We start from the raw sequence: 21,457 nt of genomic DNA, 5'->3' as shown, positions 1-21,457 counted from the left end.
GAGTGTGGTATGTGAACTCACGGATACGTTAAATACGAAATGCTCAATACAAAGAATTTAAAATTCAGTTATAAATACCAGGACTTTTTCATATTTATTGGCCTTTTGTTATGGATAGCCATATTTAACACTTACAGCTTAACCAACAATATTTGGTTAAGCTATGTCAGCTGCATTTTGGCTCTGGGTTTCTGCTTGCTCCCCATATTTATTTTTTCTTTTGCTAAAGCCAGATTAAAAAACAGGCTAAGCAAAAAACATTACGCTATTTATTGGGGTATTTGTTTCTTAATCGCACTTCCTCTGTTTACACTTATTGCATTTTACCTACAAATCGTTAAGCTTGATGATAGTTTTTTTACTTTAACCGCTTTAGCAGCAGTAAGCCTCGAATTAATGCTGATTGCTAATCAATACTACCAGAAGAAAGTACAGCACATTAAGTGGATCAAAAAAATCGGTCTGGAAAATGCCGTTCTCATTACCATCATTTTACTCGCAGCAACGATATCAGTAATGGCCGTTTCTAGCTTAGACAATCCCGTTTACCAAAGAAAGGGGTTCCGTTTGGTTGGTTTCGAATTTGACATTAAACTACTCTTGCACAATTTTGGGACGTTTTTGGGCTTCTTTTCACAATTCCTGATCATGTATTTATGTGGGTACCTGCTTTTCCTGATCAATAGCCGTTTACTTGTATCTAAAATCCTTAAAGAGAAAGGTTTGTTCGTTTACCTTTTATCACTTTCAGCAACCGTTGCTGTTCTTTATCCACTATTGGCCCAATTGTTAATTTTGTTGCCCATAAACACGGTTTTTGGCCGGAGTATATTCGTAAATAATCCTTTCGAGCTTGAAAACGCATTTGGGGCCTTTGCCATTATGCTCATCAGTTTACCAGTAGTTTTGGCGCTGCAATGGGGAAAACAGAACAATAGGATCCTCGCTTTAGAAAAAGAAAAATCGCAAACTGAACTTGATTTATTAAAACAACAACTTAATCCACATTTTTTCTTTAATACGCTTAACAACCTTTATGCATTAAGCCTGCAAAAATCGGATAAAACACCAGAAAGTATTTTGCAATTATCGGAACTGATGCGTTATACGATTTACAAAGGACAGGAAAAAACAGTTAAACTTTCGCAGGAGCTGGATTATATTAATGATTACATTCAACTGCAGCAAATTCGTTTGCACAAAACCTTACATTTCGAATTTGAAAAGCAGGTTACGAACAATCAGATAGATATTGCCCCACTGCTGCTTATTGTACTTATCGAAAATGCATTTAAACATGGTATAGAACCAGCAGAAGATGCGGCTACTTTAAAACTGTCGTTAATCAGTAATGATACCACGCTTATTTTCAGTTGCGAGAACTCTTTCGATCCTGAAGAGGTAAACGAGATTAAAGGAATTGGGATTGATAATTTGAGAAAGCGGCTCGAACTGATTTACCCCGGCCGATATACATTGGAAATTACCACCATTGCTGATATCTTTAAAGCAGAATTAAAACTCAAGCTAACATGAGCTTACGTTGCTTAATAATAGATGATGAACCTCTTGCACACGGTGTAATTACTGAGTATGCAAAAGATATTCCTTTTATTTCAATTACCGGCCACTGCTACCGTGCTACAGAAGCCCTGGATTTTTTGAGTAAACAACAGATAGATTTAATTTTCTTAGATATCAGGATGCCAAAACTAAACGGTCTGGATTTTTTAAGAACGTTGCAACATAAACCACTTGTTATTATTACTTCAGCATACGAAGAATATGCTTTAGAAAGTTTTGATCTGGCCGTTTGTGATTACCTTTTAAAACCCTTCCGATTCGATCGTTTTTTAAAAGCCGTTAATCGGGCACAGGAATTTTATAACCTCAAAAAACAAACAGCCCCCCCTATTCAAGTTGAAAAAACAGAACCTAAAAACAATGGGCAGATTTCGATTAAAGTAGATAAGAAATATATCCTGATTAAAATCGATGAAATCCAATATTTAGAGAGCATGGGTAACTATGTAAAGGTTTGGAAAGACGGCATTTTTTTACTCACCCCACGAACATTGGGTAGTTTTGAAGATCAGTTGTCAATCGATTTCATCCGGATTCATAAATCCTTTATTCTCAACAAAAAATACGTCGATTATTTAGAGGGCAATACTATTGTACTTAAAAACGGCCAGCAGATACCCATCGGCAAAAATTTCAAAAGCATGATTAAGCAATTGCTTGATATTTAAAATTAGCGATTAACCAATTTTAAGCCAGCCTGTAATACTCATTCTTTGTTTATGCGTAAGCAACACCTCGTGTGCCAGGTCTGAACTTTTAAAGAAAACACTTTTACCGTTATTGGGCGAGATATTCTGTTCCTGATCTACATGATAAATACGCAGCTCTCCCCCATCTTCCATTTTCCAATCAGCATTTAAATACATAATCATCGAATATTGCCGGCTTCCGTTGTTCTGAAACTGATCGATATGTTTTTTATAGAACGTACCCGATTCGTAAAGCGTATAATGAAACTCGTAGCCAGTGATGCCCGTATAACAGCTACGGTTTAAGTAGGCAACAAATTCGTCCATCAGATCGAAAAAATCATTTTCGTATTGGTTGTTATGCTTTTTGTCTAACCAGTAAATGATATCGCTTCTGATCAGTTTATCCTGATTCACAACCAAATTATTACCCACACCAGCATTTAAAAGTTTTTTGTTTTCAAATAACCCGATCAGGTTATCTTTAAGGTGTGCTGCTAAAGAAACACTTAAAAAATTCTCGGCAATCCCCACTTTATCCTCGATAAAACTATCGACAAGGCAATCAAATATTTTTTTCAACAGATTGTATTAATCTTAAAACGATATGCCTAAGGTTCGTAAGGTAGTCTTAATTAATGGCTAAGATGTCATTTCTAAAATTTATATTTGAAACCCCAAATGCGCTACTTATGCAAACCATTTTCCCTGCCCAATACTCCACTTTATCAGCCGTTGCTTTAAAAGATTATTTAATTGAAACTTATCAGTTAGATCCATCTACAACATGTCGTTTATTAATTAGAAATGTAAGTGACACTTACATCCTGGAAAATCAGAATCAGAAATATATCTTCAAAATTTACCGTGATGCACACCGTAAACACAACGAAATTGAAGCTGAAGTAGAATTGCTTAATATTTTAAAGACAAATGGAAACTCAGTTTCCTACCCGATAACGGATGTGTTTGGGAAACAAATCCAACAGTTTAATGCCATAGAAGGTTTAAGAAATGGTGTACTGTTTTCCTTTGCTGAAGGAAAAGTGATTTTGGATCTGGAAAATGCACACCTTGTTCAATTGGGGCAAGACATTGCAACCTTACACCAAAGCACATCTTCCATTAAACTGAATAATGCAAGACCGGTATTCAACTTTGAAACGACTTTATTTGAGCCTTTGCGCGACTTAAAACCTCATTTTACAGAAATGCAAGAGGAATTTGAATATCTGACGAACATCGCAGATAAAGTCGTTAAAAAGTTCGAAGGATTTGATACTTCAAAGTTCAGTTATGGTTATTGCCATTATGATTTTTTTCCAAAGAATTTCCACTTTGATGAGCAGGGAAAAATTACCTTCTTTGATTTCGATTTTGCAGGAGAAGGTTACCTGATTAATGATTTGATGACTTTCCTTAACCACTATTTCTTCCATCAGCTGAATAATCTAATCTCTAAAGAACAGGCCGAAAAGGATTTCGAAACCTTTCTAAATGCCTATCAAAAAGTACGTCCCTTAACTGTTGATGAATTAAAAGCCATTCCTTATCTGGGGATTACCTTTCATATTTTCTTTTTGAAGTTCTTTTATGACAATTACGATGATTGGTCGAATGCTTTTTTAAACCCTCGTTACACGAAACACCGTATAACGCTGATAAAAAAATGGGAAGAAATGTATTGTAACTTTTAGGCAATGCTGTATTAAATCTCGCCATCCTTTTTTATATTGTATATTAATTCAAAATCAATAAGATGGATCAGAAAATAATCAACCTGTACGATGAGTATACCCATAGTCAGGTAAGCAGAAAAGATTTTATGAGAAAGCTGGCCATCTTGGCGGGCAGCACAGCATTAGCAATGACTATTCTGCCGATGCTGGAGAATAATTATGCTGCTGCAGCAGATTTTAAGAGTGATGATATCGATGTTGAAGATGTAACCTATGCTGGTGCTGATGGTGAAATGAAAGCTGTGCTGGCGAAACCAAAAGGCAAAAAGAACTTAGGCTGTGTACTGGTAATTCACGAAAACAGAGGTTTAAATCCGCATATTATTGATGTAACGAAACGTGTTGCCGCCGAAGGTTTCCTGGCGCTTGGTGTTGATGCGCTTTCTCCACTTGGCGGAACACCAGTAGACGAAGATAAGGGGCGCGAGTTGATCGGCAAATTAGATCCTGAAAAAAACTTACAGAATTATTTAAAAGGCCTGGAGTATTTACGCAATAGAAAAGACGGCAATGGTAAAGTAGGCTGTGTGGGCTTTTGCTGGGGCGGTGGAATGGCCAATAAATTAGCGGTTAACGATCCTAAATTGCAGGCGGCTATAGCATATTATGGCGCACAGGCCAATGCAGCAGATGTTCCGAAAATTAAAGCGAGTTTAATGCTGCATTATGGCGGCCTGGATGAACGCATTAATGCCGGAATTCCAGCTTACGAGCAGGCTTTAAAAGACAATAAAATTGATTACAAAATTTACATTTACGATGGTGTAAACCATGCCTTTAATAACAACACCTCACCTACCCGCTACAATGAAGCTGCCGCAAAACTAGCCTGGAGCAGAACAATTGATCTGTTTAAACAGAAATTGGCAGTGTTGACGCGGTAGTAATAATTTCTTTCATAAGATCGTCATTGCGAGAAGGCTTTTTCAGCCGACGAAGCAATCTTATGCAAAAGGATGATTAACAAACGTTTTAAGATTGCTTTGTCGTTCCTCTCCACAATAACGACTTCTCTATTTTGGAAACGTTCGTTCGGTGTTTCATAGGTGCTGTAGCCCTGCCATCGCTTATAGTCCTCGCTGTGCTGCGGGCTATTCCGCTTTGTCAGGTTTATTTAACAAAGGTTGGTAGGTAGAATATCTTAATAGTATCACTAATCTGCCCACTTAAACCCGATTGCAATGTAAAGCCCACAGCGAGGCACGCGCGAGGACTTGGAATAAAAAGCGGGACTGCCAATGCCGAAAAGTGCTATAATTGATTTCCAAAAAACTTAACTAACCTTGCATAAACCCTTAGTTGTAAGATTGCTTCGTCGTTCCTCCTCGCAATGACGATTTCTTGCGATAGTGATGATTAATCGGCAAGACAATTCTAAGCTGCGCTCAAATGTCTTAGGTGGTAAAAAACCAGACTAAAACAAATCCGTCTTCAACATGGTCTTCAAAATATTCGATTGTACATCGAAATTATTAAGGTGGTTCAGGAAATTAATATCAGATATTTTATGGTAACTATCTTCTAATAAGTTAACAACCTCGTGTGGAATGGCAGTTTTTAAAACCGCAGCGTTACTTTTTAATTTATCGTTTTTATATTGTAGCTCCTGTACAATCCGTTCCCGTTCTGAAAGGTTATTGGACATATCCAAATCCTTCAAAATGGTTAAATCGCAGAATAAAAACAGGTTTCTGCTTGGGAAAAACAGGTAATATTTGTCTATATCCAAAAATTTATAAACCTCAATAACCTGCTCACCAGATTTTAAACCAATGTAAAATTCAGACCGAAAATCGTATTTACACAGCTTGCCCATCAATTTTTTCTCGATAGTTGCATAAACATTGGTATATACTTGTTTGTCCTGAAAATCAATCAGTTTAGCAAATTGATCAGTAGTGAGATCGAAATAAAAATCGTTGGCGTACTTAGAACTAAAAACGTTGATATTTTTAGAAAACGGAAAATCGGAACTGAGCTCAGACAATACACTGAACAGCTTCCGCAACGATAAGTTAATTTTAAGTGACTGTTTTTGTTTATCCTGCTGAAAACTTTTCTGATCAACGAGCGTACCCGCCATCCGATCGATGAGTTCTTCGTTCAGGTCAATTTCATCGTAGATGAGCGATACATTTTTCTCATTGCTCTTTTTAATCTTTTTGAGCAGTTCGACTACACTATCGGTAAATTGAAGATGGAAAAGATCTAATTTTTCGATCTCCAGCTCTTCATTATTAGCAAAAAGCTGATGAATAACCTGACTACGTAAGTAAATTTTATAAATCACCTCATTATCAAAAAACACAGAGAGCAACTGTAAACGGTTGATCTCTGCGCTTGATTTTTTGAGAATATTTAAACGGTATTCATCCATATTTTTATTAACTCACCCTCGTAACGTTCTTTTTCAACTCTGTTTCCAAAGTTTTAAGTTCGCCATCTAACACTCTTCTGCTCTGCGCACCTGCTTCGTGAATCTGTTTCACCTCATTAAGCGTTTCTATCAAAGATGTAGTAGTTAGTTTCAAGGTTTCCAAAGATACCACAGTTTTTTCATTCTCTCTGGCTACATCAATACTGTTTTGTTTCAGCATCTCCGCATTTTTCTGTAAAATGGTATTAGTGGTATCCGAAATTTTCTTCTGCATCTCTACATTGGCCTTTTGCCTTTGTAATGCAACAGCAATGGTTAATTGATTTTTCCAAACCGGAATAGTTGTAGAAACAATCGATTGTGCTTTTTCTGCAATTGAAGTATTGTTATTTTGCACCACACGGATCTGCGCCAAAGACTGCAACATAATGAAACGCACAATCTTCATATCGGCCAGTCTTTTATCCAAACGGCTAATAAAATCCCTTAAATCGGCAATTTCATAATCCTGGTAATCTGCCGGCCGACCTTCCATTTCGGCTAATTTAATGCTCAGATCGTTGTATTTTAATTGTCCGGCGATAATCAGTTCTTCCATCTGATGGATGTAGCTAACATTGCTATCGAACATGGTTTGCAGCGAACTGTTGTCTTTAATTGAATTTAACCTTCCAGCTTTAATTTTGTTGGTAATTTTGTCGATATTATTTACCACCACATCATATTTCTGAAAAAGTTTCTTCACATCAACCACTAAACTTTTTAAGAACGGGATTTTAGAGATGAAACTCTTAAAGCCGCTCTGTTCCAATTCAGAAACATCGATATAATTCAGTTCGGTTAGCAGTTCGTTAATTAAACCGCCAACTTCGCCACTATTATAGGTACGTACAGACGATAAAAACTCGTTACTGTATTTCTCCATTGAGTTTTGGGCATCGCTTCCGTAATTCAGGATAGAATTTACGTCTGATGGTTCGAGCGATTTTGCAATTTCATTGTATTTAAGCGTTTCCTCCGAGGTTATTTTCTCGAGATCCACATTGCCATCTTTATCCAGTTTAACCGGAGTAAGGGCTTGGGTAACGTTCGGGTTGGTTTCCATAGTTTGATAATTACCAGCTTTACGGCTTATAAATAGTTTTGAGTTACAGTTTTAACAGTATCTTCCAGTTTTTTATCTTTGGTAGGTTCGCCAATGGCATTAAATTTCCATTCACCGTTTTTCTTGTAGAAAACGCCCATCACCATTGATACGTGACCTGCAAAATTTGCTCCGTTAGCAATATCGAATTTAGCAAAAACCTCATTAACACGTTTCGTTGTGCCTTCATAAATGCGGATGGAAGCAAAAGGAATCGCACCAAAATCATGACCTCTAAAGCTGTTCAAAACAAAGGCAACGTAGCTTACATTAGCATCCAGCTGTGAAAAATCAAGTGTGATCACTTCATTATCTAAACCATCATCGCCTCCCATATCGCCAGTTAAATCGTCGCCACTGTGCTTTACAGAACCGTTTTTAGATTTTAGGTTACCGAAATAAACTACCTCTAAAAGTTGTTTGTTTTCGTTGTATAATGCGCAGCTTCCATCTAAATCTACCGCTTCTTTCGAAGATCCGAAACCGAAAAGGCCTTTCTTTTCAATAGCACCCCAGTTAATACCTACACAAACATTCTGAAGTTTGCTGCCATTGCTTTTTTCCAGACTAATACGCTGTCCTTTTTGAAGATTGATTGCCATAATATTATTGATATTTGTTTAAATAATCCTGTAAACCACCTTTCATACCTACGCCAACGGCCTCAAATTTCCATTTGCCTTCGCGTTTGTAAATCCGGCCAAATTCTACTGCTGTTTCGATAGAGAAATCTTCTTCTAATTCATATTTTAAGATTACTTCATTGGTTACCGCGTCAAAAATACGGATGAAAGAGTTTCTCACCTGTCCAAAATTCTGTCTTCTGTTCTCAGCATCGTGAATGGTTACCACAATACAGATCTCACTTACTTTAGCATCAGCTTTGGTTAAATCAATTTTGATCTGCTCATCATCGCCATCGCCATCGCCAGTTAAGTTATCACCCGTATGTTCTACAGCGCCATCCGGAGAAACCAAATTATTGTAGAATACAAAGTTTTCGTCTGAAATTAGCTTTTTCTGATCGTTTAGTAAAAAAATTGAAGCATCTAAATCGAATGCAGAACCTGTTGAAGAGCTGTTGGTGTCCCAACCTAAACCTATTGTAAATTTAGGAGCATCGATATTTTCTCTTTGCCCCTTTTGCAAATTAATAGCCATATTAAATTAATTTATAATTGTTGTTTTTGATATAGTCTTTTATAAGATGTAAATTTTTCGAATACGCTTCTATTGCATGGTAGTTATTCCCTAAAGATAGATCGTAAAGTTGATTGATAAAATCGGTACTCCGGCGTTCTAAAAAGATGGCAAAACTGCTCGAAGTAGTATTTAAAATGTATTTCACAATACGGGTATTGAAACAAAAATTTCCACCATCTATAATTTCTTCCAGGTCGAAAATAGATTTGATCTGATGGTAATTCAGGAAGTTTTCTACGTTGGGATGGATATTCTTATTGACAAGTTCGGCGAAATAAAGCATGTGCATTTCGTTCTTTAAACCATATTCTTTTGCCATTTTTAAGATCATGCGTTCATGGCTCCCCGTAATCCTGATATCATCCAGAAATAAAAGTGTTTTACCGGTCAAAAAATCCTTATCGATGTGAAACGAATCGTTACCAATTAGCGAAAGCCTTTCTTCTGCACTTAGTTCGCCATAATCTTCTTTATAGGTAATGGTTCTGTGCACTTTGGTTTCCTGTACAGCTAAACCGCCATTTTCGACCAGCCAACGGTTAAGTTGGCAAACGAAATAGTTTTTCATGGCAAAAGTTGCCGTAGGGATAAAACTATAAGGACTGGAAATGACCACAATCTGATCGGTAATTAGATTATCGGCCAGGTAATACCTGATAAAACCATCAGCCAGGTCTTTCCCGAAAGATCGGGCAACAAGGTCATCGCCAAACTTAAAGCGACTATAATCGTCGGCACTAAAGCCAAAATCGACTGTATTGTCTATTTTATGGAGTGAGAAATTATACGGTATCATAGAGTAGGTTTGAGATAGATAAATTGTTTGAATTGATCAGCATACTATTAATTCCCATTGCTTCTGCTCCGCGAACATCAGCATGGGGGTTATCTCCAACATGGATGACATCTGTTAACAATAATTCGGGGTGTTTTGTTCTATCAATGCGATCTAACATCAACTGAAAAAAACCTGTGCTGGGTTTCGACATGCGCACTTCATCAGAATAAAGCTGAAAATCGATAAACTGACCAATCCCTAAATGTTCAATTACTTTTTTTAAGGTCTTACCTTTAATAAAACCTGTGTTACTTAAGATATTGGTGGAGCTTTTATCCGACTCTTTGATTTTAGCCAGCACATTTAAACAATCACCACAGTAAAGCTTTGGCATATGGTCAAATACGATCTGTTCCATATCATGATCGAGCACATTAAGGTCTACATCACCAAAGTTGAAATCGTAATCATTGATCATGCTGATGATCATCAAATACATTTCATCAGCATCAACATTTTTACCGGCTTTTTCATTAATGGCGTTTACCATTAAATCTACCTGACGGAAAGTGATGGCAATTTCATCAATGCTTTTATGCTTGCCATTAAAATTCCTGAAAAAATACTGTACCCGTTCCTGCTTGTAAGTTGGATTAGATTTAATCAACGTTAACCAAAGATCGAATGAGTAATGTTTGTAAAAAGCCATTGTATCCTGTTTAATAAATTCTAATATTACAAATTTGTTGTATAATCAGAAGCGGTTGATTGTAAGATTTATGAAAGATAAGCCTTAAGACTTATCCAATACTTCTTCGGCTTCATCCGAAATAACAATATCGCTTTTGTGTTTTTTGGGATAGTTAAACAAAAGGGAGGTTAATACAGGTATAATGAAAATGGCTACAGTAAAAATAGACACGAAAAGATCTGTTTTTTCTCCTTCAATGGCATGAGAAATTGGCGACTCGGGATAAAAATGCGTAAATAATGAAGAGGTAAGTTTAATACCCAAAACACCAATTACGATAAAGGCCACTGTTTCTAAAAAGGTAAATTTTTCCATCAGTTTTACAAAAGCCTGCGCCACAAAACGCATGGCCAAAATTCCGATAAAAACACCGATATAGATTAACCAGATATGATCTGTAAATGCCACCGCAGCAAAAACGTTATCAATAGAAAAAGCAAGATCCATTACTTCCACCAAAGCAACCGTAGCCCAAAAAGTACCCACTAAACCAACAGTCGATTTATAAATCCAGCTTTTGCTTTTATCTACTTCCTCTTCTTCCTCATTCTTTTTACTGTTCTTTTTTCTAAAATAATCGAAAGCCAGGTATAATAAGTATAAACCGCCAAGTGGTTTTAACCACCAGATTTTAACCAACCATGCTGCCAGGAATAAACAAATACCCCTGAAAACGTAGGCACCGATAATACCGTATTTTAATGCTTTATCGCGTTGGTTCTTTGGCAAATCCATTACCATGGTTGCCAAAACAGCAGCATTATCAACCGAAAGCAAACTTTCGATCACAATTAAATTTAAAATAATTAATAATCCGGCCTGTATATCATCACCTAAAATTGTATGCAAAAAATCCATTGAGCGAGTGTGTGTATGTTTTAAATTAAAGTTTTAGTTGAGCAAAGAAACAAAATTTTATCAATCTCAATGCCTCAATCTTTTTATTTATTGAATCCTTTTACTGATTAGATACTTAATCAATAAAACTGTTACGTAATAGGGCTGAAATTTTATTTGCTAACCTCCAATTGATAGATATTACCTTTCTCTCCTGCAAGAAGAATTTGTGTACCTTTTTTGGCTTTTTGAACAGCATTAAAACTTTGATCTGAAATGTGTTTCCAGTTCTGACCGCCATCTGTAGAAATATCTGTGCCTGAAGTACCCGTTGCAATTACGGTTTTAGCATTAATATAAGTTACGGCCGATCGGAAGCCTGAAACAGGCAAAATTGGCTTTTTCCAGGTTTTGCCTCCATCATTCGTTAACAGCACATTATTCGGATTTTCTTTGTCTTTTAAGTAGTTACCGCCAACGGTTACACCTGTTTTTTCGTTATAAAAATCGATCGAGAAAGGACCAGTACTCCCCTCACCCTGTAAAATAGGACATTTAAATACCTGCCAGGTTTGACCATAATCAGATGAGAAATAAATGTTGGATACTGTTCCACCTGTTGCAATCCAGGTTTTGCCACCAGGTAATGTTTTTATGGTTGTGCCACTGGCGGCAAAACCGGCTTCACCTTTGGCCAAACTGACTTTTAAATTTGAAGAGATATCCTCCCAGGCTTTACCTGCATCTACGGTTTTAAGCAATTGCATTTTGTCATTAATGGGGTCGCCGAAAATGATACCTTTATTTTTATCCCAGAAACTCAAACCATCTAAAAATATTGCTGAATCTACATTTTTATAATTTTCTGTCCAGGTTTCTCCACCATCAATGGTTTTCAGAATATAGGCAGGTGAGGCAATTCCCACAATAATGGCCTGTTTATCGTTGAAAGCTTCGATATCCCTAAAATCGATTTTTTCATACCCTTTGGGTTTTACCCAGGTCCAGCTTTTGCCGCCATCAGTGGTTTTACCTACTGATCCATTGCTACCACTTACCCAGGCAACCTGATCTGATACGACACTTAATCCGCGTAAACTGGTCTTAGTATGCTCATTCAAGGGTTTTATGGAGTACGACTGCGCGGCGCAAAAAAAAGGTGCCACTAAAAGGCACCATATTATTTTTTTCATCTGTTGTTATTTAACCCGTCTAAAAGTTTCAGAACGTCCTAAAAGTGAGATACCCACATATCCGCGGATATTTAACACATCGTTACTCTTTAAAGACATGTTACAGCTGTATGTTTTGCCACTTTTGGGATCATAAATCGTTCCATCTGTCCATTTGCCATCATCATAAACAAAATTTTTCAATATTTCCAGATTCAATAAAGCACGTTTCTGTAGCTTTTCATCAGGGTTTTTAACATCTAATTTAGGTTTTCCGTTGATGTTCGGCTCTTTTATCCAGGCCAATTTTCCATAAAACTTGTCGCCTTTTTTATAAATTTCAATCTGTCCTTCTCCTGATGGATTAAGCCATTTGCCAACAACCGCATCTTTGTTCTGTGCAAAAGCAGAAAATGATACGGCTACAAGGAGTAGCATTAAAAATGGGAATTTTCTCATATTTTTTATTTCTAGTTAGTTTTTAAAGATAATGAATTACACCTTATATCGAAACACTAAATAAAGGGAAAAAGTATGAGAAAGTTTTATAAATGGTAAAATTTACTTTGAAACGATGGGCAGGTACTTTGTACGATAAGCATAAAACAGAAATAAGTTGAACAGGAGCATTACCGCAACCATAGGTAAATCTTTCGGGCCTAAAAATGCATGATATAGGAAAATATTGAGCGTAACCGGAAAAACCACCAATGCGGCCAAAGGTGCTGTACGGCCGATAAGCAATAGTACCCCACCAACCAATTCGGTTATTTTGATCAATGGAAAAAGGTACACAGACGCCATTAAACCAGTCATAAAACTAGTTTGTGCCGCTGTCATCTCCGGAGCCTTTGGCATTAAATTAAGAAAATAGCTTACAGAAGCAAAAAGATACATAGCGGCTAAAAGCACGCGTACAATAATAACTGCGATTTTCATAGTGGTTTAATTTTCGGTTTATATTTAAAAATAATATTTTTTTTTAGATTTTCATTGGTATACTGACCATTATCTTAATTGTCATTCTGAGGGTTAATTAATTGTTTAAAATCAATATGAGTGAAGTACAATTGTCTTCTCTTATCCTACGGCGCGGTCTTGCCTCGGCTCGCCGCCGCCGAAGGGCTCTTTCTTTTTGGTGTCAAAAAGAAACAAAAAACACCGGCTGAAAATTTTTCTTTCGAAGCTAGTAGGTTGGCTTAAGCAGTGCAACCCGAAAAATTTGTTAGGCCGGATTTAGGCAGAACGGGGATATCGTGCTATGGCCTAGCTGGGCGGAAATGCCGAAGCAGTTAAAGTTCTGATTAATAATTATTTGCAAAACAACGTCAATGATAGCGCAGCGAAGAATCGTTCACCTATGAAAAACTGACCTTAAAGCTTGTTTAATAAGGATTCTTCATTGCATTCAGAATGACAAATCCCATAAACTGGCCTCATCCTTAACTTGTTTTAAGATCTAACCAGCCTTTTAAATACTTACACAGGTTCAGTATGATGTTATGATCAAATTTTTGTTAATTTGATATCCATCCAATGCACCCAGTTTTTACCATCAAATTGTTCCCAGATTCCTTCAATCGTATTGGCTTTAAAATTCCCTTTAAATCTTTCAGTATCAGCAAATATTAAAATGATATCGTCGTAAATTTTAAGGGTAGATATTGAAATGCTTCCTTGGCTATCAAACGATTGCGATCTGAAAACATCCTCCATATCATCATAATGAATAATTTCTAAAGATTGTACCTTTTTCTTGTTAAACGTTATATCTACTTTATGCGTCAAAAAGAAACCGCCTTCAATCCATTCGTAAGTGTCGGTTCCTGTAATTACTTCTCCCGATTTGGTTAAACCTTCTGTTTTCCATTTACCGGTGTAGGGATTGAGTAAATCAAGCTTGTTGTTTCTCATAAATTTAGTTAAAATCAATTGGGATTTAAGCTACTGTAAATATTTTTTAATTGGTGGATATGTCGTTGTGTATGATAGATCACAAAATAAACAGCCTCTAAGCGGGTTAGAAAACCATAACCTGGCAGTTCATAAGCGCTACAGGTTTTAGTTAAATCCAGGTTTCCCGCCGCTGCCGATATTCCCATCCTGACCTGCCCTAAATTTTCCAATAATTCAGACGGGTTGTAGGCTCTATTTTCAGGAGAAATTTCTTTAGGCGAATCGTACTTCACATCGAAATTCAAAAAATCCTTTTTAATTTGCGCTACCATAAAATCGGCTGGTTTATCTGTTTCCCTTACAGGGCCATTAATAACCTGTAAAAAGCCCGAATTCGACAAAACAAGGTGCTCAGCCAATTGACCTGCGGTCCAGCTGCCTTCAAAAGGCACTTTATTCACCAATGAGATATCAAATTTTAAGAAAGCGTTTTCCAATGCCAATAAGGTTTCGTTGGCTTCATTAATTACTTTTTCCATAACTTACATATAATTCATTCCTGGATAGCCCAATAACCTACGCCACAAGGCAATTTGTCCGATGCAGTTCGCATCCCGATAGGTGCTGAAACTGATCATTTCGAAAAGGGTAATTTCCATTCCGGGTATGTTGAGCTTCTCTTCCAGTTTTTCATCCGTAGCCTGGGTTAAAGCTTCCTGCAGCTTTGGAGAAATATTTTCCCAATCTTTTATAAAATCTGCAAGCGTCGGATAAACCGCATCATCGATAATCCCCTTGTTATTGGCAAAAAGTTCGTCGGTGATGGATGGAAGATCGATGCCAAACGATTTAGCCAGAAAATACCGCCCTTGCACTATACTGCCCGTAATCCAGGCGATGTGATTGGCTTTGGTATCCAATCTTTTTTGCGCATCTTTTTGGTCTATCCCATCTAAAGCCCTCAATAAAAAATCTGTTTGCATTTCGTACAATACAATTATACCGTACATTCTGCCACTGGTTGGTTTGCTTTTCATATAATTTTATCAGGTGGTTAGTATATGAATAAAGTTATGGCTTAATATTGATGACTACCCTTGCCGTAAAAGTCAATATTAAGGGGCATTTCAGACAATTTTCATATATTTATGATACCTAAATTTTTAACCAAATGATACAAATAGGTGTTTTAATGCCCCAGAACTTCAGATTATTAAGCGTAGCAGCTATTTTAGATGTTTTTGATACCGTAAATGGATTTTATCGCAAAGATGAGCTCGAAACGCCTTTTAATATCAATTTAATCACCTCGGATGATAAAAATTATAACTTTAGCGAACACCCCTGTATCCCTTTGCAAAAAGCTACCGATGTTGATCTTATTTTGATCCCATCTTTTGCCACCAATGATATTAAGGAATGTATTTCGGCCAATAAAAGTTATGTCCCATGGTTAAACAAACAGCATTACGCGGGGGCAGAAATCGCAACTTTTTGTACTGGTGCATTTTTACTGGCTGCGTCGGGATTGTTGGATGGCAAAGCGGCAACCACACATGTTGATGCTTGTTCTGCTTTTTCTGCGGCATTTCCTTTAGTGCATTTAAAGGCTGAAAAAACAGTAACACAAGACGGCAGATTATTCACAAGCGGTGGCGCCACCTCTACCTTTCATTTATTGTTACACCTGCTACAGCTTCATTGCGGTAAAGATATGGCCGTTAAGGTGGCTAAAATTTTTGCAATTGATATGGACCGCGTAAACCAATTGTACTTTAGCACCTTCCAGCCCATCCGCCATCACAATGATGATATTGTTGCATCGGCACAAGAAAAAATTGAAAATAACTATCAGGATGTGGCCACTATCGAAGAGATGATTAAAGATATCCCTTCCAGTAGAAGAAATATTGTGCGCCGTTTTAAACAGGTGATTGGAATAACCCCTATTGAGTATCTTCAACAAACCCGTATCGAAGCCGCTAAAAAATTATTGGAGCAAACTGCTCAACAAATGACAGAGGTAATTTATAACTCTGGCTACAATGATCCAAAAGCATTTAGAAAAGTGTTTAGAAAATCAGTCGGGATGACGCCGACCCAATATCGCGATAAATTTCAGTCCAGGTAAACATCTATAATTGAGATAAAAATAAGATAAACCGACACAACAAAAAAACTAAATAAACAGTTTTCAACATCAAAAACCAACTATGTTAATAATTAATATAAAATAAATTGCAATATCCTCTTGTATTTAAGATAACTTAACTTTATAATTACACTAACCAAATATCTATATATATGAGCACATTTCTTTTAATCACAGCAGTATTTTATATTATCTCTTTTGGATCTATGTTGTACTGTTATTTCTCCGCTGAGCAGATTCCCAGCGATGACGAAAAATTTTAACCAGTTCTTTTCCCGTCATCAAAATTAACCTCTCTTTTCAAGTCAAGACATTAAATTTTGATAGCAAAACCATGTTGTTATAACCTGGCCTGCGCCCAAAATTGTATTAAAGACATTTTTTTATTTATTGGAAATCCACTTAATTAAGTAGGGAGCAGTTGCTGTGTACCTTAAAATCGCAGAGCTATAAAAACATAGCGATGAGGAGCCGTAAAACAGGCCATCCTTAAAACTTATGTTTGGAACCAGGCATATAAGATAATTATGGCCATTGTCAATTCTTTCACCCTTTTTTCAGGTTTAGGATCAGAGATATTGCTGATAAAATATTCAGTTAGCGCTTAAACTCTAATCCTATAATCGACCTTATTAATGATAGTTATTGTTTAGAAAAAGCCTGCTGATATTTCAATGGAGTTTTGCCCGTTATTTCCCTGAAGTATTTGTGGAAACTGGTAAAATTGTAAAATCCACAGTCGTAGCAGATTTCTTTCACAGTTAGATCATTTTCGATCAATAATTTACAGGCCTGCCCTACTCTAATCTCATTCAGAAACTGTGTATACGTTTTCCTACTTTTAGTTTTAAAGAATTTACAGAATGAATTGGGGCTAATTTTTGCTACCGCTGCAATTTCCTTTAGTTCAATTTTATTCTTGTAATTGCTAATGGTATAGTTATAAATAGATTGGATCCTATCTTTCTCGTTCTCCAAAAAATTTGGTTTAAAGCCTAGCGAAACCAATGTGCTTTTTTCTTCGCAATTGGCTATTTCTGTTAATACCTCGAGTATTTTTATGATCCGCATAGTACCCGTTGCCTCAATAATCTGAGGCATTAAACCAGCAATTCTTTCTTTCGAAATTCCTTGTAACTGAATTCCCTGTGTGGATTGAAGTAAAACTTTTTTAAGTTCCTGATTTTCGGGAAGATCGAGAAAATCCCTACCCAAAAAATCTTCCTTAAAATGAATCGCATAAACATCAACCGGCTCACAAGCCTTTTCATCAAAAAATTCCGGGTCAAAGCGCCAATAATGTGGTAAATTGCTCCCTAACAAAACCACATCACCATCTTTAAAATTTTTAATACTATCGCCAATAAACTGCGTACCCCTGCCTTTTTTAACGTAGATTAATTCTAATGCAGAATGGTAATGCCAACGGTTGTTAATATCGGGCAAAACATCTCTTCGAGCGCTAAAAGAATCTACTGAATTGGTAGATACATTAAGTAAATGCGGTTTCATAAAATCTTAAAAAATCAATCTAATATGCAAAATTATTTTGCAATGTAAAAAATCGAGCCAATATCATTTAATAATTAGATCATAAAGTTAAATTTTTATTAGCACTTTAGGGTTTAATTTGTAAAGCGACAACCAATCAAAAACATTTTATAAAAGTTGGATGATTTGCCATCCATGTTAGATAATAACACTGGCATTAAAATACCCAGTTATGGATACAGGGCTATTATCTAATCATCTAAAACAGCCGATATCGAAATCATTGGTTACTGGTGCTTAAGATGTCAGAAGTTTAACTATTTTTATTTAGCAGAAGCTGCTTAAACCATTTATAACCAAATAAACATGAGCCACACACCATCAACGAACTTTCAGGTATCCGATACACCAAAAAATGGTAAGGGATATTTATTTCCATTAATTTTGGTCACCAGCCTCTTTTTCTTCTGGGGCTTTGTCCACAATCTCGATCCTGTATTAATTCCTCATTTACGCAAAGCTTTTCAATTAAACGTTTTCGAATCTACCCTGGTTGATTCTTCGGTTTTTATTGCCTATTTTTTATTGGCGCTACCTGCTGGTTACATTATGCGCAAGTATGGATATAAAAGCGGTATTATATTAGGCCTTGTTTTATTCGCCATCGGCTGTTTATTATTTATACCTGCAGCTAACACTGCACAATATATATTTTTCCTAGGTGCACTTTTTATCATCGCCTGTGGTTTAACCTTTCTGGAAACAGCGGCAAATCCTTATGTTACCGTGTTAGGCCCACCAGAAACAGCTACACAGCGTTTAAATTTCTCTCAGTCTTTTAATGGTTTAGCTGCGTTTTTAGCACCTGTACTTGGCGGTAAATTTATTTTTACCGAAGTAAAATATACCGACGCGCAATTGGCGAAAATGTTGCCCTTAGAAAAACAGGCTTATATACTCGAAGAGGCATCGACCGTAAAAGCACCTTATTTAATTTTGGGCCTCCTGATTATTGTAGTTGCTGTTCTATTTATTTTCACCAAACTGCCTGATATTAAAGAAGAAGAAAATACCCAGGAGAAAAGCAGTTTTTCACATGTATTAGGCCATAGCCATTTGCGTTGGGCAATTATCGGTCAGTTTTTTTATGTAGGTGCCCAGGTTTGCGTATTGAGCCTATTTATCAGTTTCGTCACCTCTTCGGCAGGAATCAGTCAGGATGCCGCGAAATGGTACGCTGGTGCAGCAGGTTTAGCTTTTATGGTTGGCCGGTTCGCCGGAACTTTCTTTATGAGATACGTAGCTGCCCATAAACTATTGATGCTGTATGCATTAATCAGCGCTGTACTTACACTCGTATCTATTTTTGCAAGTGGAATGATTACCATTTATGCTTTAATCGGTGTCGCCTTTTTTATGTCGATCATGTTCCCAACCATATTCTCGTTGGGTATAGCAGGTTTGGGTAAAGACACAAAACTGGGCTCGTCGTTAATTGTAATGTCTATTGTTGGTGGTGCTTTTTTACCACCGGTATTAGGTTTGATATCGGATGCCACACACAATATACAATATGGCTATTTAGTGCCCTTTGTATGCTTTTTAGTGGTTTTCTACTTCGGCTGGAAAGGATGGAAACCCAATCACATTGAAAAAGAAATTAGTTTAGAAGTATAATATTAAGAATGAGTAAACCATCAATTGGTTTTTTATTTTTTATCACAGATAAACACGGATTCTTATATCTGTGTGCATGCTTTTTATTCCCCTAAAACTCAGGATAAGTTGTGGATAATAATAAGGAAACGATTTAAAACTGATGTGTTCATACAGTAAAACAGATTATAAATAGATGAAAAAATTAGTCATCAAGATTAACAATGCTGATAATGTGTTGGTTGCGTTACAGGATTTGCCTCAAGACACCAAAATAGTGCATGAAGGAAATACCTATGTTACTGTTGATGAAATCCCTGCCAAACATAAATTTTTTATGCAGGATATGAAAGCAGGCGATGAGGTAATGATGTACGGCGTTTTGGTTGGAAAGGTACAATTTGAGGTAAAGGCTGGAATGCGGATGAATGTGGAGAATACCAAACATGCTGCAGAGCCATTTGCCTATCGTAATGTTAATTACAAATGGGAAGCACCCGATGTGAGTAAATATGCCAACCGCAGTTTTAATGGTTATCACCGTAAAAATGGCGCGGTGGGCACCGCAAACTATTGGTTGTTTATCCCGACTGTATTTTGTGAAAACAGAAACCTGGATATTATTAAGGAATCGCTTTATAGTGAATTGGGTTATGCTGTAGATGATAAATATAAATCTTACACCCACAAACTGGTTCAGGCCTATGAAAACGGAGAAGACATTAACCATATTAGTTTTGAACCTAAAGTAGATAAAGCCAACCGCACCTTTAAAAATGTAGATGGAATTAAATTTCTCACACACAATGGGGGTTGCGGCGGAACACGTCAGGATTCGGATACTTTAAGCAAATTATTGGCGGCTTATGCCCATCATCCCAACGTGGCTGGTATAACCGTTTTAAGTTTAGGCTGCCAGCATTTACAGGTAGAAGATTTTAAACGCGACTTGTTTGCCCTTGATCCTGATTTTGATAAACCACTTTTAATTTTCGAGCAGCAAAAGGCACAAAGCGAAGAGCAATTGATCCAAAATGCTATCCGCGATACCTTTGAAGGATTGATGTTCATTAATAAACAAGAGCGTGCGACGGCGCCGCTAAGCAAAATGTGTGTGGGCGTGAAATGTGGTGGTAGTGATGGCTTTAGTGGCATTTCAGCAAATCCTGCGGTTGGTTACTGTGCCGATTTATTGGTAGCCTTAGGTGCAAAGGTTTTATTGGCAGAGTTCCCCGAACTTTGTGGAGTGGAGCAGGAAATGATCGATAGATCAGTTGATCAGCCAACTGCCGAAAAATTTATCCGTTTAATGACGGAGTATGATGATCTGGCGCATAAAGTGGGTTCGGGTTTTTACATGAATCCCTCTCCAGGCAACATTAAAGATGGCTTAATTACTGATGCGATTAAGTCGGCTGGTGCTGCGCGTAAAGCCGGATCCGCTCCTGTGGTAGATGTTTTAGATTATACCGAACCTGCGACTAAACCTGGTCTAAGTTTAGTATGTACACCAGGAAATGATGTTGAAGCGACTACAGGTAAAGCTGCTGCCGGGGCAACGTTAATTTTATTCACTACAGGTTTAGGCACGCCAACAGGAAATCCGATTTGCCCAACCATTAAAGTAGCTACCAACTCAATCCTGGCTAAACGCATGAGTGATATTATCGATATCGATACCGGACCAGTTATCAATGGCGAAAAAACCATTAACGAAATGGGCGAAGATATATTAGAATACTGTATTAAAGTGGCCAGTGGCGAAGAAATTCCAAAAGCCGTACAGCTTAACCAGGATGATTTTATCCCATGGAAAAGAGGTGTAAGCCTTTAAAAGATGGAAGATGGACAAGGTGAAATGGAAGATGCCTGAGGCAGATCCCAATAGGAAAGTCGTCATTATCGCGAAAGTGAGAAACTTAAAATACCCATTTATTAAACATTGGGTTCCCGGCCAAATAATAATGGCAGATTCCCAAAGTCGAACG

General features: G+C 37.0%; 22 protein-coding genes. 7 read left to right on the top strand and 15 right to left on the bottom strand.

What is annotated here, in order from left to right:
- Positions 1-39: 39 nt before the first annotated feature.
- Together ACUN24_RS13950 and ACUN24_RS13945 are read left to right on the top strand one after the other, a co-directional pair.
- Positions 40-1,536, top strand: coding sequence for a sensor histidine kinase (locus ACUN24_RS13950; RefSeq protein ID WP_445563037.1), 1,497 nt, complete (start codon positions 40-42; stop codon positions 1,534-1,536).
- The gene (locus tag ACUN24_RS13945) at positions 1,533-2,252 is read left to right on the top strand and encodes a LytR/AlgR family response regulator transcription factor (RefSeq protein ID WP_445563036.1); all 720 of its coding nucleotides are present in this window, start codon (positions 1,533-1,535) and stop codon (positions 2,250-2,252) included. The genes ACUN24_RS13950 and ACUN24_RS13945 overlap by 4 nt, the downstream gene beginning before the upstream one ends.
- 9 nt (positions 2,253-2,261) lie before the next feature.
- Here the strand turns inward: ACUN24_RS13945 and ACUN24_RS13940 are convergent, their stop codons facing one another.
- On the bottom strand, positions 2,262-2,855 hold the full coding sequence (locus ACUN24_RS13940) for a 2OG-Fe(II) oxygenase (RefSeq protein ID WP_445563035.1): 594 nt from the start codon (positions 2,853-2,855) through the stop codon (positions 2,262-2,264).
- A 110-nt stretch (positions 2,856-2,965) separates the two neighbouring features.
- Here ACUN24_RS13940 and ACUN24_RS13935 point away from each other — a divergent pair, with 110 nt between their 5' ends.
- Positions 2,966-3,970 carry a phosphotransferase enzyme family protein gene (locus ACUN24_RS13935; protein WP_445563034.1) on the top strand — a complete coding sequence of 335 codons (1,005 nt, stop codon included), beginning with the start codon at positions 2,966-2,968 and terminating at the stop codon, positions 3,968-3,970.
- A gap of 62 nt (positions 3,971-4,032) precedes the next feature.
- Positions 4,033-4,896 carry a dienelactone hydrolase family protein gene (locus tag ACUN24_RS13930; RefSeq protein WP_445563033.1) on the top strand — a complete coding sequence of 288 codons (864 nt, stop codon included), beginning with the start codon at positions 4,033-4,035 and terminating at the stop codon, positions 4,894-4,896.
- 530 nt (positions 4,897-5,426) lie between these two features.
- Here ACUN24_RS13930 and ACUN24_RS13925 read toward each other — a convergent pair.
- From ACUN24_RS13925 to ACUN24_RS13865, 13 genes are all read right to left on the bottom strand, one after another.
- Positions 5,427-6,389 carry a hypothetical protein gene (locus tag ACUN24_RS13925; protein ID WP_445563032.1) on the bottom strand — a complete coding sequence of 321 codons (963 nt, stop codon included), beginning with the start codon at positions 6,387-6,389 and terminating at the stop codon, positions 5,427-5,429.
- 7 nt (positions 6,390-6,396) lie between these two features.
- Positions 6,397-7,494 (bottom strand): toxic anion resistance protein, encoded by a 1,098-nt coding sequence (locus tag ACUN24_RS13920; protein WP_445563031.1) that lies wholly within the window; start codon positions 7,492-7,494, stop codon positions 6,397-6,399.
- A gap of 26 nt (positions 7,495-7,520) precedes the next feature.
- Positions 7,521-8,135: a TerD family protein gene (locus ACUN24_RS13915; RefSeq protein ID WP_445563030.1), complete on the bottom strand. Its 615-nt coding sequence runs from the start codon at positions 8,133-8,135 to the stop codon at positions 7,521-7,523.
- A gap of 4 nt (positions 8,136-8,139) precedes the next feature.
- On the bottom strand, positions 8,140-8,694 hold the full coding sequence (locus ACUN24_RS13910) for a TerD family protein (RefSeq protein WP_445563029.1): 555 nt from the start codon (positions 8,692-8,694) through the stop codon (positions 8,140-8,142).
- Position 8,695: 1 nt separating this feature from the next.
- A complete protein-coding gene (locus tag ACUN24_RS13905; protein ID WP_445563028.1) occupies positions 8,696-9,532 on the bottom strand; it encodes a phosphoribosyltransferase family protein in 837 nt (278 codons plus the stop codon).
- Positions 9,519-10,223 carry an HAD family hydrolase gene (locus ACUN24_RS13900; RefSeq protein WP_445563027.1) on the bottom strand — a complete coding sequence of 235 codons (705 nt, stop codon included), beginning with the start codon at positions 10,221-10,223 and terminating at the stop codon, positions 9,519-9,521. Before ACUN24_RS13900 ends, ACUN24_RS13905 begins: the two co-directional genes overlap by 14 nt.
- Before the next feature lie 84 nt (positions 10,224-10,307).
- A complete protein-coding gene (locus tag ACUN24_RS13895) occupies positions 10,308-11,123 on the bottom strand; it encodes a TerC family protein (RefSeq protein ID WP_445563026.1) in 816 nt (271 codons plus the stop codon).
- Between the two features lie 152 nt (positions 11,124-11,275).
- On the bottom strand, positions 11,276-12,295 hold the full coding sequence (locus tag ACUN24_RS13890; RefSeq protein ID WP_445563025.1) for a WD40/YVTN/BNR-like repeat-containing protein: 1,020 nt from the start codon (positions 12,293-12,295) through the stop codon (positions 11,276-11,278).
- 6 nt (positions 12,296-12,301) lie between these two features.
- Positions 12,302-12,733, bottom strand: a complete 432-nt coding sequence (locus tag ACUN24_RS13885; protein ID WP_445563024.1) for a DUF2147 domain-containing protein — start codon at positions 12,731-12,733, stop codon at positions 12,302-12,304.
- A 102-nt stretch (positions 12,734-12,835) separates the two neighbouring features.
- The gene (locus ACUN24_RS13880; protein ID WP_445563023.1) at positions 12,836-13,213 is read right to left on the bottom strand and encodes a DoxX family membrane protein; all 378 of its coding nucleotides are present in this window, start codon (positions 13,211-13,213) and stop codon (positions 12,836-12,838) included.
- A gap of 567 nt (positions 13,214-13,780) precedes the next feature.
- Positions 13,781-14,188, bottom strand: coding sequence for a hypothetical protein (locus ACUN24_RS13875; RefSeq protein ID WP_445563022.1), 408 nt, complete (start codon positions 14,186-14,188; stop codon positions 13,781-13,783).
- A gap of 14 nt (positions 14,189-14,202) precedes the next feature.
- Complete coding sequence (locus tag ACUN24_RS13870; RefSeq protein ID WP_445563021.1) at positions 14,203-14,709, bottom strand: DinB family protein; 507 nt, start codon at positions 14,707-14,709, stop codon at positions 14,203-14,205.
- Between the two features lie 3 nt (positions 14,710-14,712).
- Positions 14,713-15,207: a DinB family protein gene (locus ACUN24_RS13865; protein ID WP_445563020.1), complete on the bottom strand. Its 495-nt coding sequence runs from the start codon at positions 15,205-15,207 to the stop codon at positions 14,713-14,715.
- A gap of 134 nt (positions 15,208-15,341) precedes the next feature.
- On the opposite strand from ACUN24_RS13865, the gene ACUN24_RS13860 reads away from it, so the two are divergent.
- Positions 15,342-16,301 (top strand): GlxA family transcriptional regulator, encoded by a 960-nt coding sequence (locus tag ACUN24_RS13860; RefSeq protein WP_445563019.1) that lies wholly within the window; start codon positions 15,342-15,344, stop codon positions 16,299-16,301.
- A 663-nt stretch (positions 16,302-16,964) separates the two neighbouring features.
- Here the strand turns inward: ACUN24_RS13860 and ACUN24_RS13855 are convergent.
- Positions 16,965-17,834, bottom strand: a complete 870-nt coding sequence (locus ACUN24_RS13855) for an AraC family transcriptional regulator (RefSeq protein ID WP_445563018.1) — start codon at positions 17,832-17,834, stop codon at positions 16,965-16,967.
- Between the two features lie 345 nt (positions 17,835-18,179).
- On the opposite strand from ACUN24_RS13855, the gene fucP reads away from it, so the two are divergent.
- Both fucP and ACUN24_RS13845 read left to right on the top strand, forming a co-directional pair.
- Positions 18,180-19,490 carry an L-fucose:H+ symporter permease gene (gene fucP, locus ACUN24_RS13850; RefSeq protein WP_445563017.1) on the top strand — a complete coding sequence of 437 codons (1,311 nt, stop codon included), beginning with the start codon at positions 18,180-18,182 and terminating at the stop codon, positions 19,488-19,490.
- A 175-nt stretch (positions 19,491-19,665) separates the two neighbouring features.
- On the top strand, positions 19,666-21,303 hold the full coding sequence (locus tag ACUN24_RS13845; RefSeq protein ID WP_445563016.1) for a UxaA family hydrolase: 1,638 nt from the start codon (positions 19,666-19,668) through the stop codon (positions 21,301-21,303).
- Positions 21,304-21,457: the final 154 nt, after the last annotated feature.

This window comes from Pedobacter sp. WC2501, from assembly GCF_052682415.1.
Note: the sequence above shows the minus strand (reverse complement) of the source record. Positions and strands in the feature narration are given on the sequence as shown.

Coding starts and splice junctions, on each gene's coding strand:
- ACUN24_RS13950 (WP_445563037.1), top strand. CDS start 40: ATGCTCAATACAAAGAATTTAAAATTCAGTTATAAATACCAGGACTTT.
- ACUN24_RS13945 (WP_445563036.1), top strand. CDS start 1,533: ATGAGCTTACGTTGCTTAATAATAGATGATGAACCTCTTGCACACGGT.
- ACUN24_RS13935 (WP_445563034.1), top strand. CDS start 2,966: ATGCAAACCATTTTCCCTGCCCAATACTCCACTTTATCAGCCGTTGCT.
- ACUN24_RS13930 (WP_445563033.1), top strand. CDS start 4,033: ATGGATCAGAAAATAATCAACCTGTACGATGAGTATACCCATAGTCAG.
- ACUN24_RS13925 (WP_445563032.1), bottom strand. CDS start 6,389: ATGGATGAATACCGTTTAAATATTCTCAAAAAATCAAGCGCAGAGATC.
- ACUN24_RS13920 (WP_445563031.1), bottom strand. CDS start 7,494: ATGGAAACCAACCCGAACGTTACCCAAGCCCTTACTCCGGTTAAACTG.
- ACUN24_RS13915 (WP_445563030.1), bottom strand. CDS start 8,135: ATGGCAATCAATCTTCAAAAAGGACAGCGTATTAGTCTGGAAAAAAGC.
- ACUN24_RS13910 (WP_445563029.1), bottom strand. CDS start 8,694: ATGGCTATTAATTTGCAAAAGGGGCAAAGAGAAAATATCGATGCTCCT.
- ACUN24_RS13905 (WP_445563028.1), bottom strand. CDS start 9,532: ATGATACCGTATAATTTCTCACTCCATAAAATAGACAATACAGTCGAT.
- ACUN24_RS13900 (WP_445563027.1), bottom strand. CDS start 10,223: ATGGCTTTTTACAAACATTACTCATTCGATCTTTGGTTAACGTTGATT.
- ACUN24_RS13895 (WP_445563026.1), bottom strand. CDS start 11,123: ATGGATTTTTTGCATACAATTTTAGGTGATGATATACAGGCCGGATTA.
- ACUN24_RS13890 (WP_445563025.1), bottom strand. CDS start 12,295: ATGAAAAAAATAATATGGTGCCTTTTAGTGGCACCTTTTTTTTGCGCC.
- ACUN24_RS13885 (WP_445563024.1), bottom strand. CDS start 12,733: ATGAGAAAATTCCCATTTTTAATGCTACTCCTTGTAGCCGTATCATTT.
- ACUN24_RS13880 (WP_445563023.1), bottom strand. CDS start 13,213: ATGAAAATCGCAGTTATTATTGTACGCGTGCTTTTAGCCGCTATGTAT.
- ACUN24_RS13875 (WP_445563022.1), bottom strand. CDS start 14,188: ATGAGAAACAACAAGCTTGATTTACTCAATCCCTACACCGGTAAATGG.
- ACUN24_RS13870 (WP_445563021.1), bottom strand. CDS start 14,709: ATGGAAAAAGTAATTAATGAAGCCAACGAAACCTTATTGGCATTGGAA.
- ACUN24_RS13865 (WP_445563020.1), bottom strand. CDS start 15,207: ATGAAAAGCAAACCAACCAGTGGCAGAATGTACGGTATAATTGTATTG.
- ACUN24_RS13860 (WP_445563019.1), top strand. CDS start 15,342: ATGATACAAATAGGTGTTTTAATGCCCCAGAACTTCAGATTATTAAGC.
- ACUN24_RS13855 (WP_445563018.1), bottom strand. CDS start 17,834: ATGAAACCGCATTTACTTAATGTATCTACCAATTCAGTAGATTCTTTT.
- fucP (WP_445563017.1), top strand. CDS start 18,180: ATGAGCCACACACCATCAACGAACTTTCAGGTATCCGATACACCAAAA.
- ACUN24_RS13845 (WP_445563016.1), top strand. CDS start 19,666: ATGAAAAAATTAGTCATCAAGATTAACAATGCTGATAATGTGTTGGTT.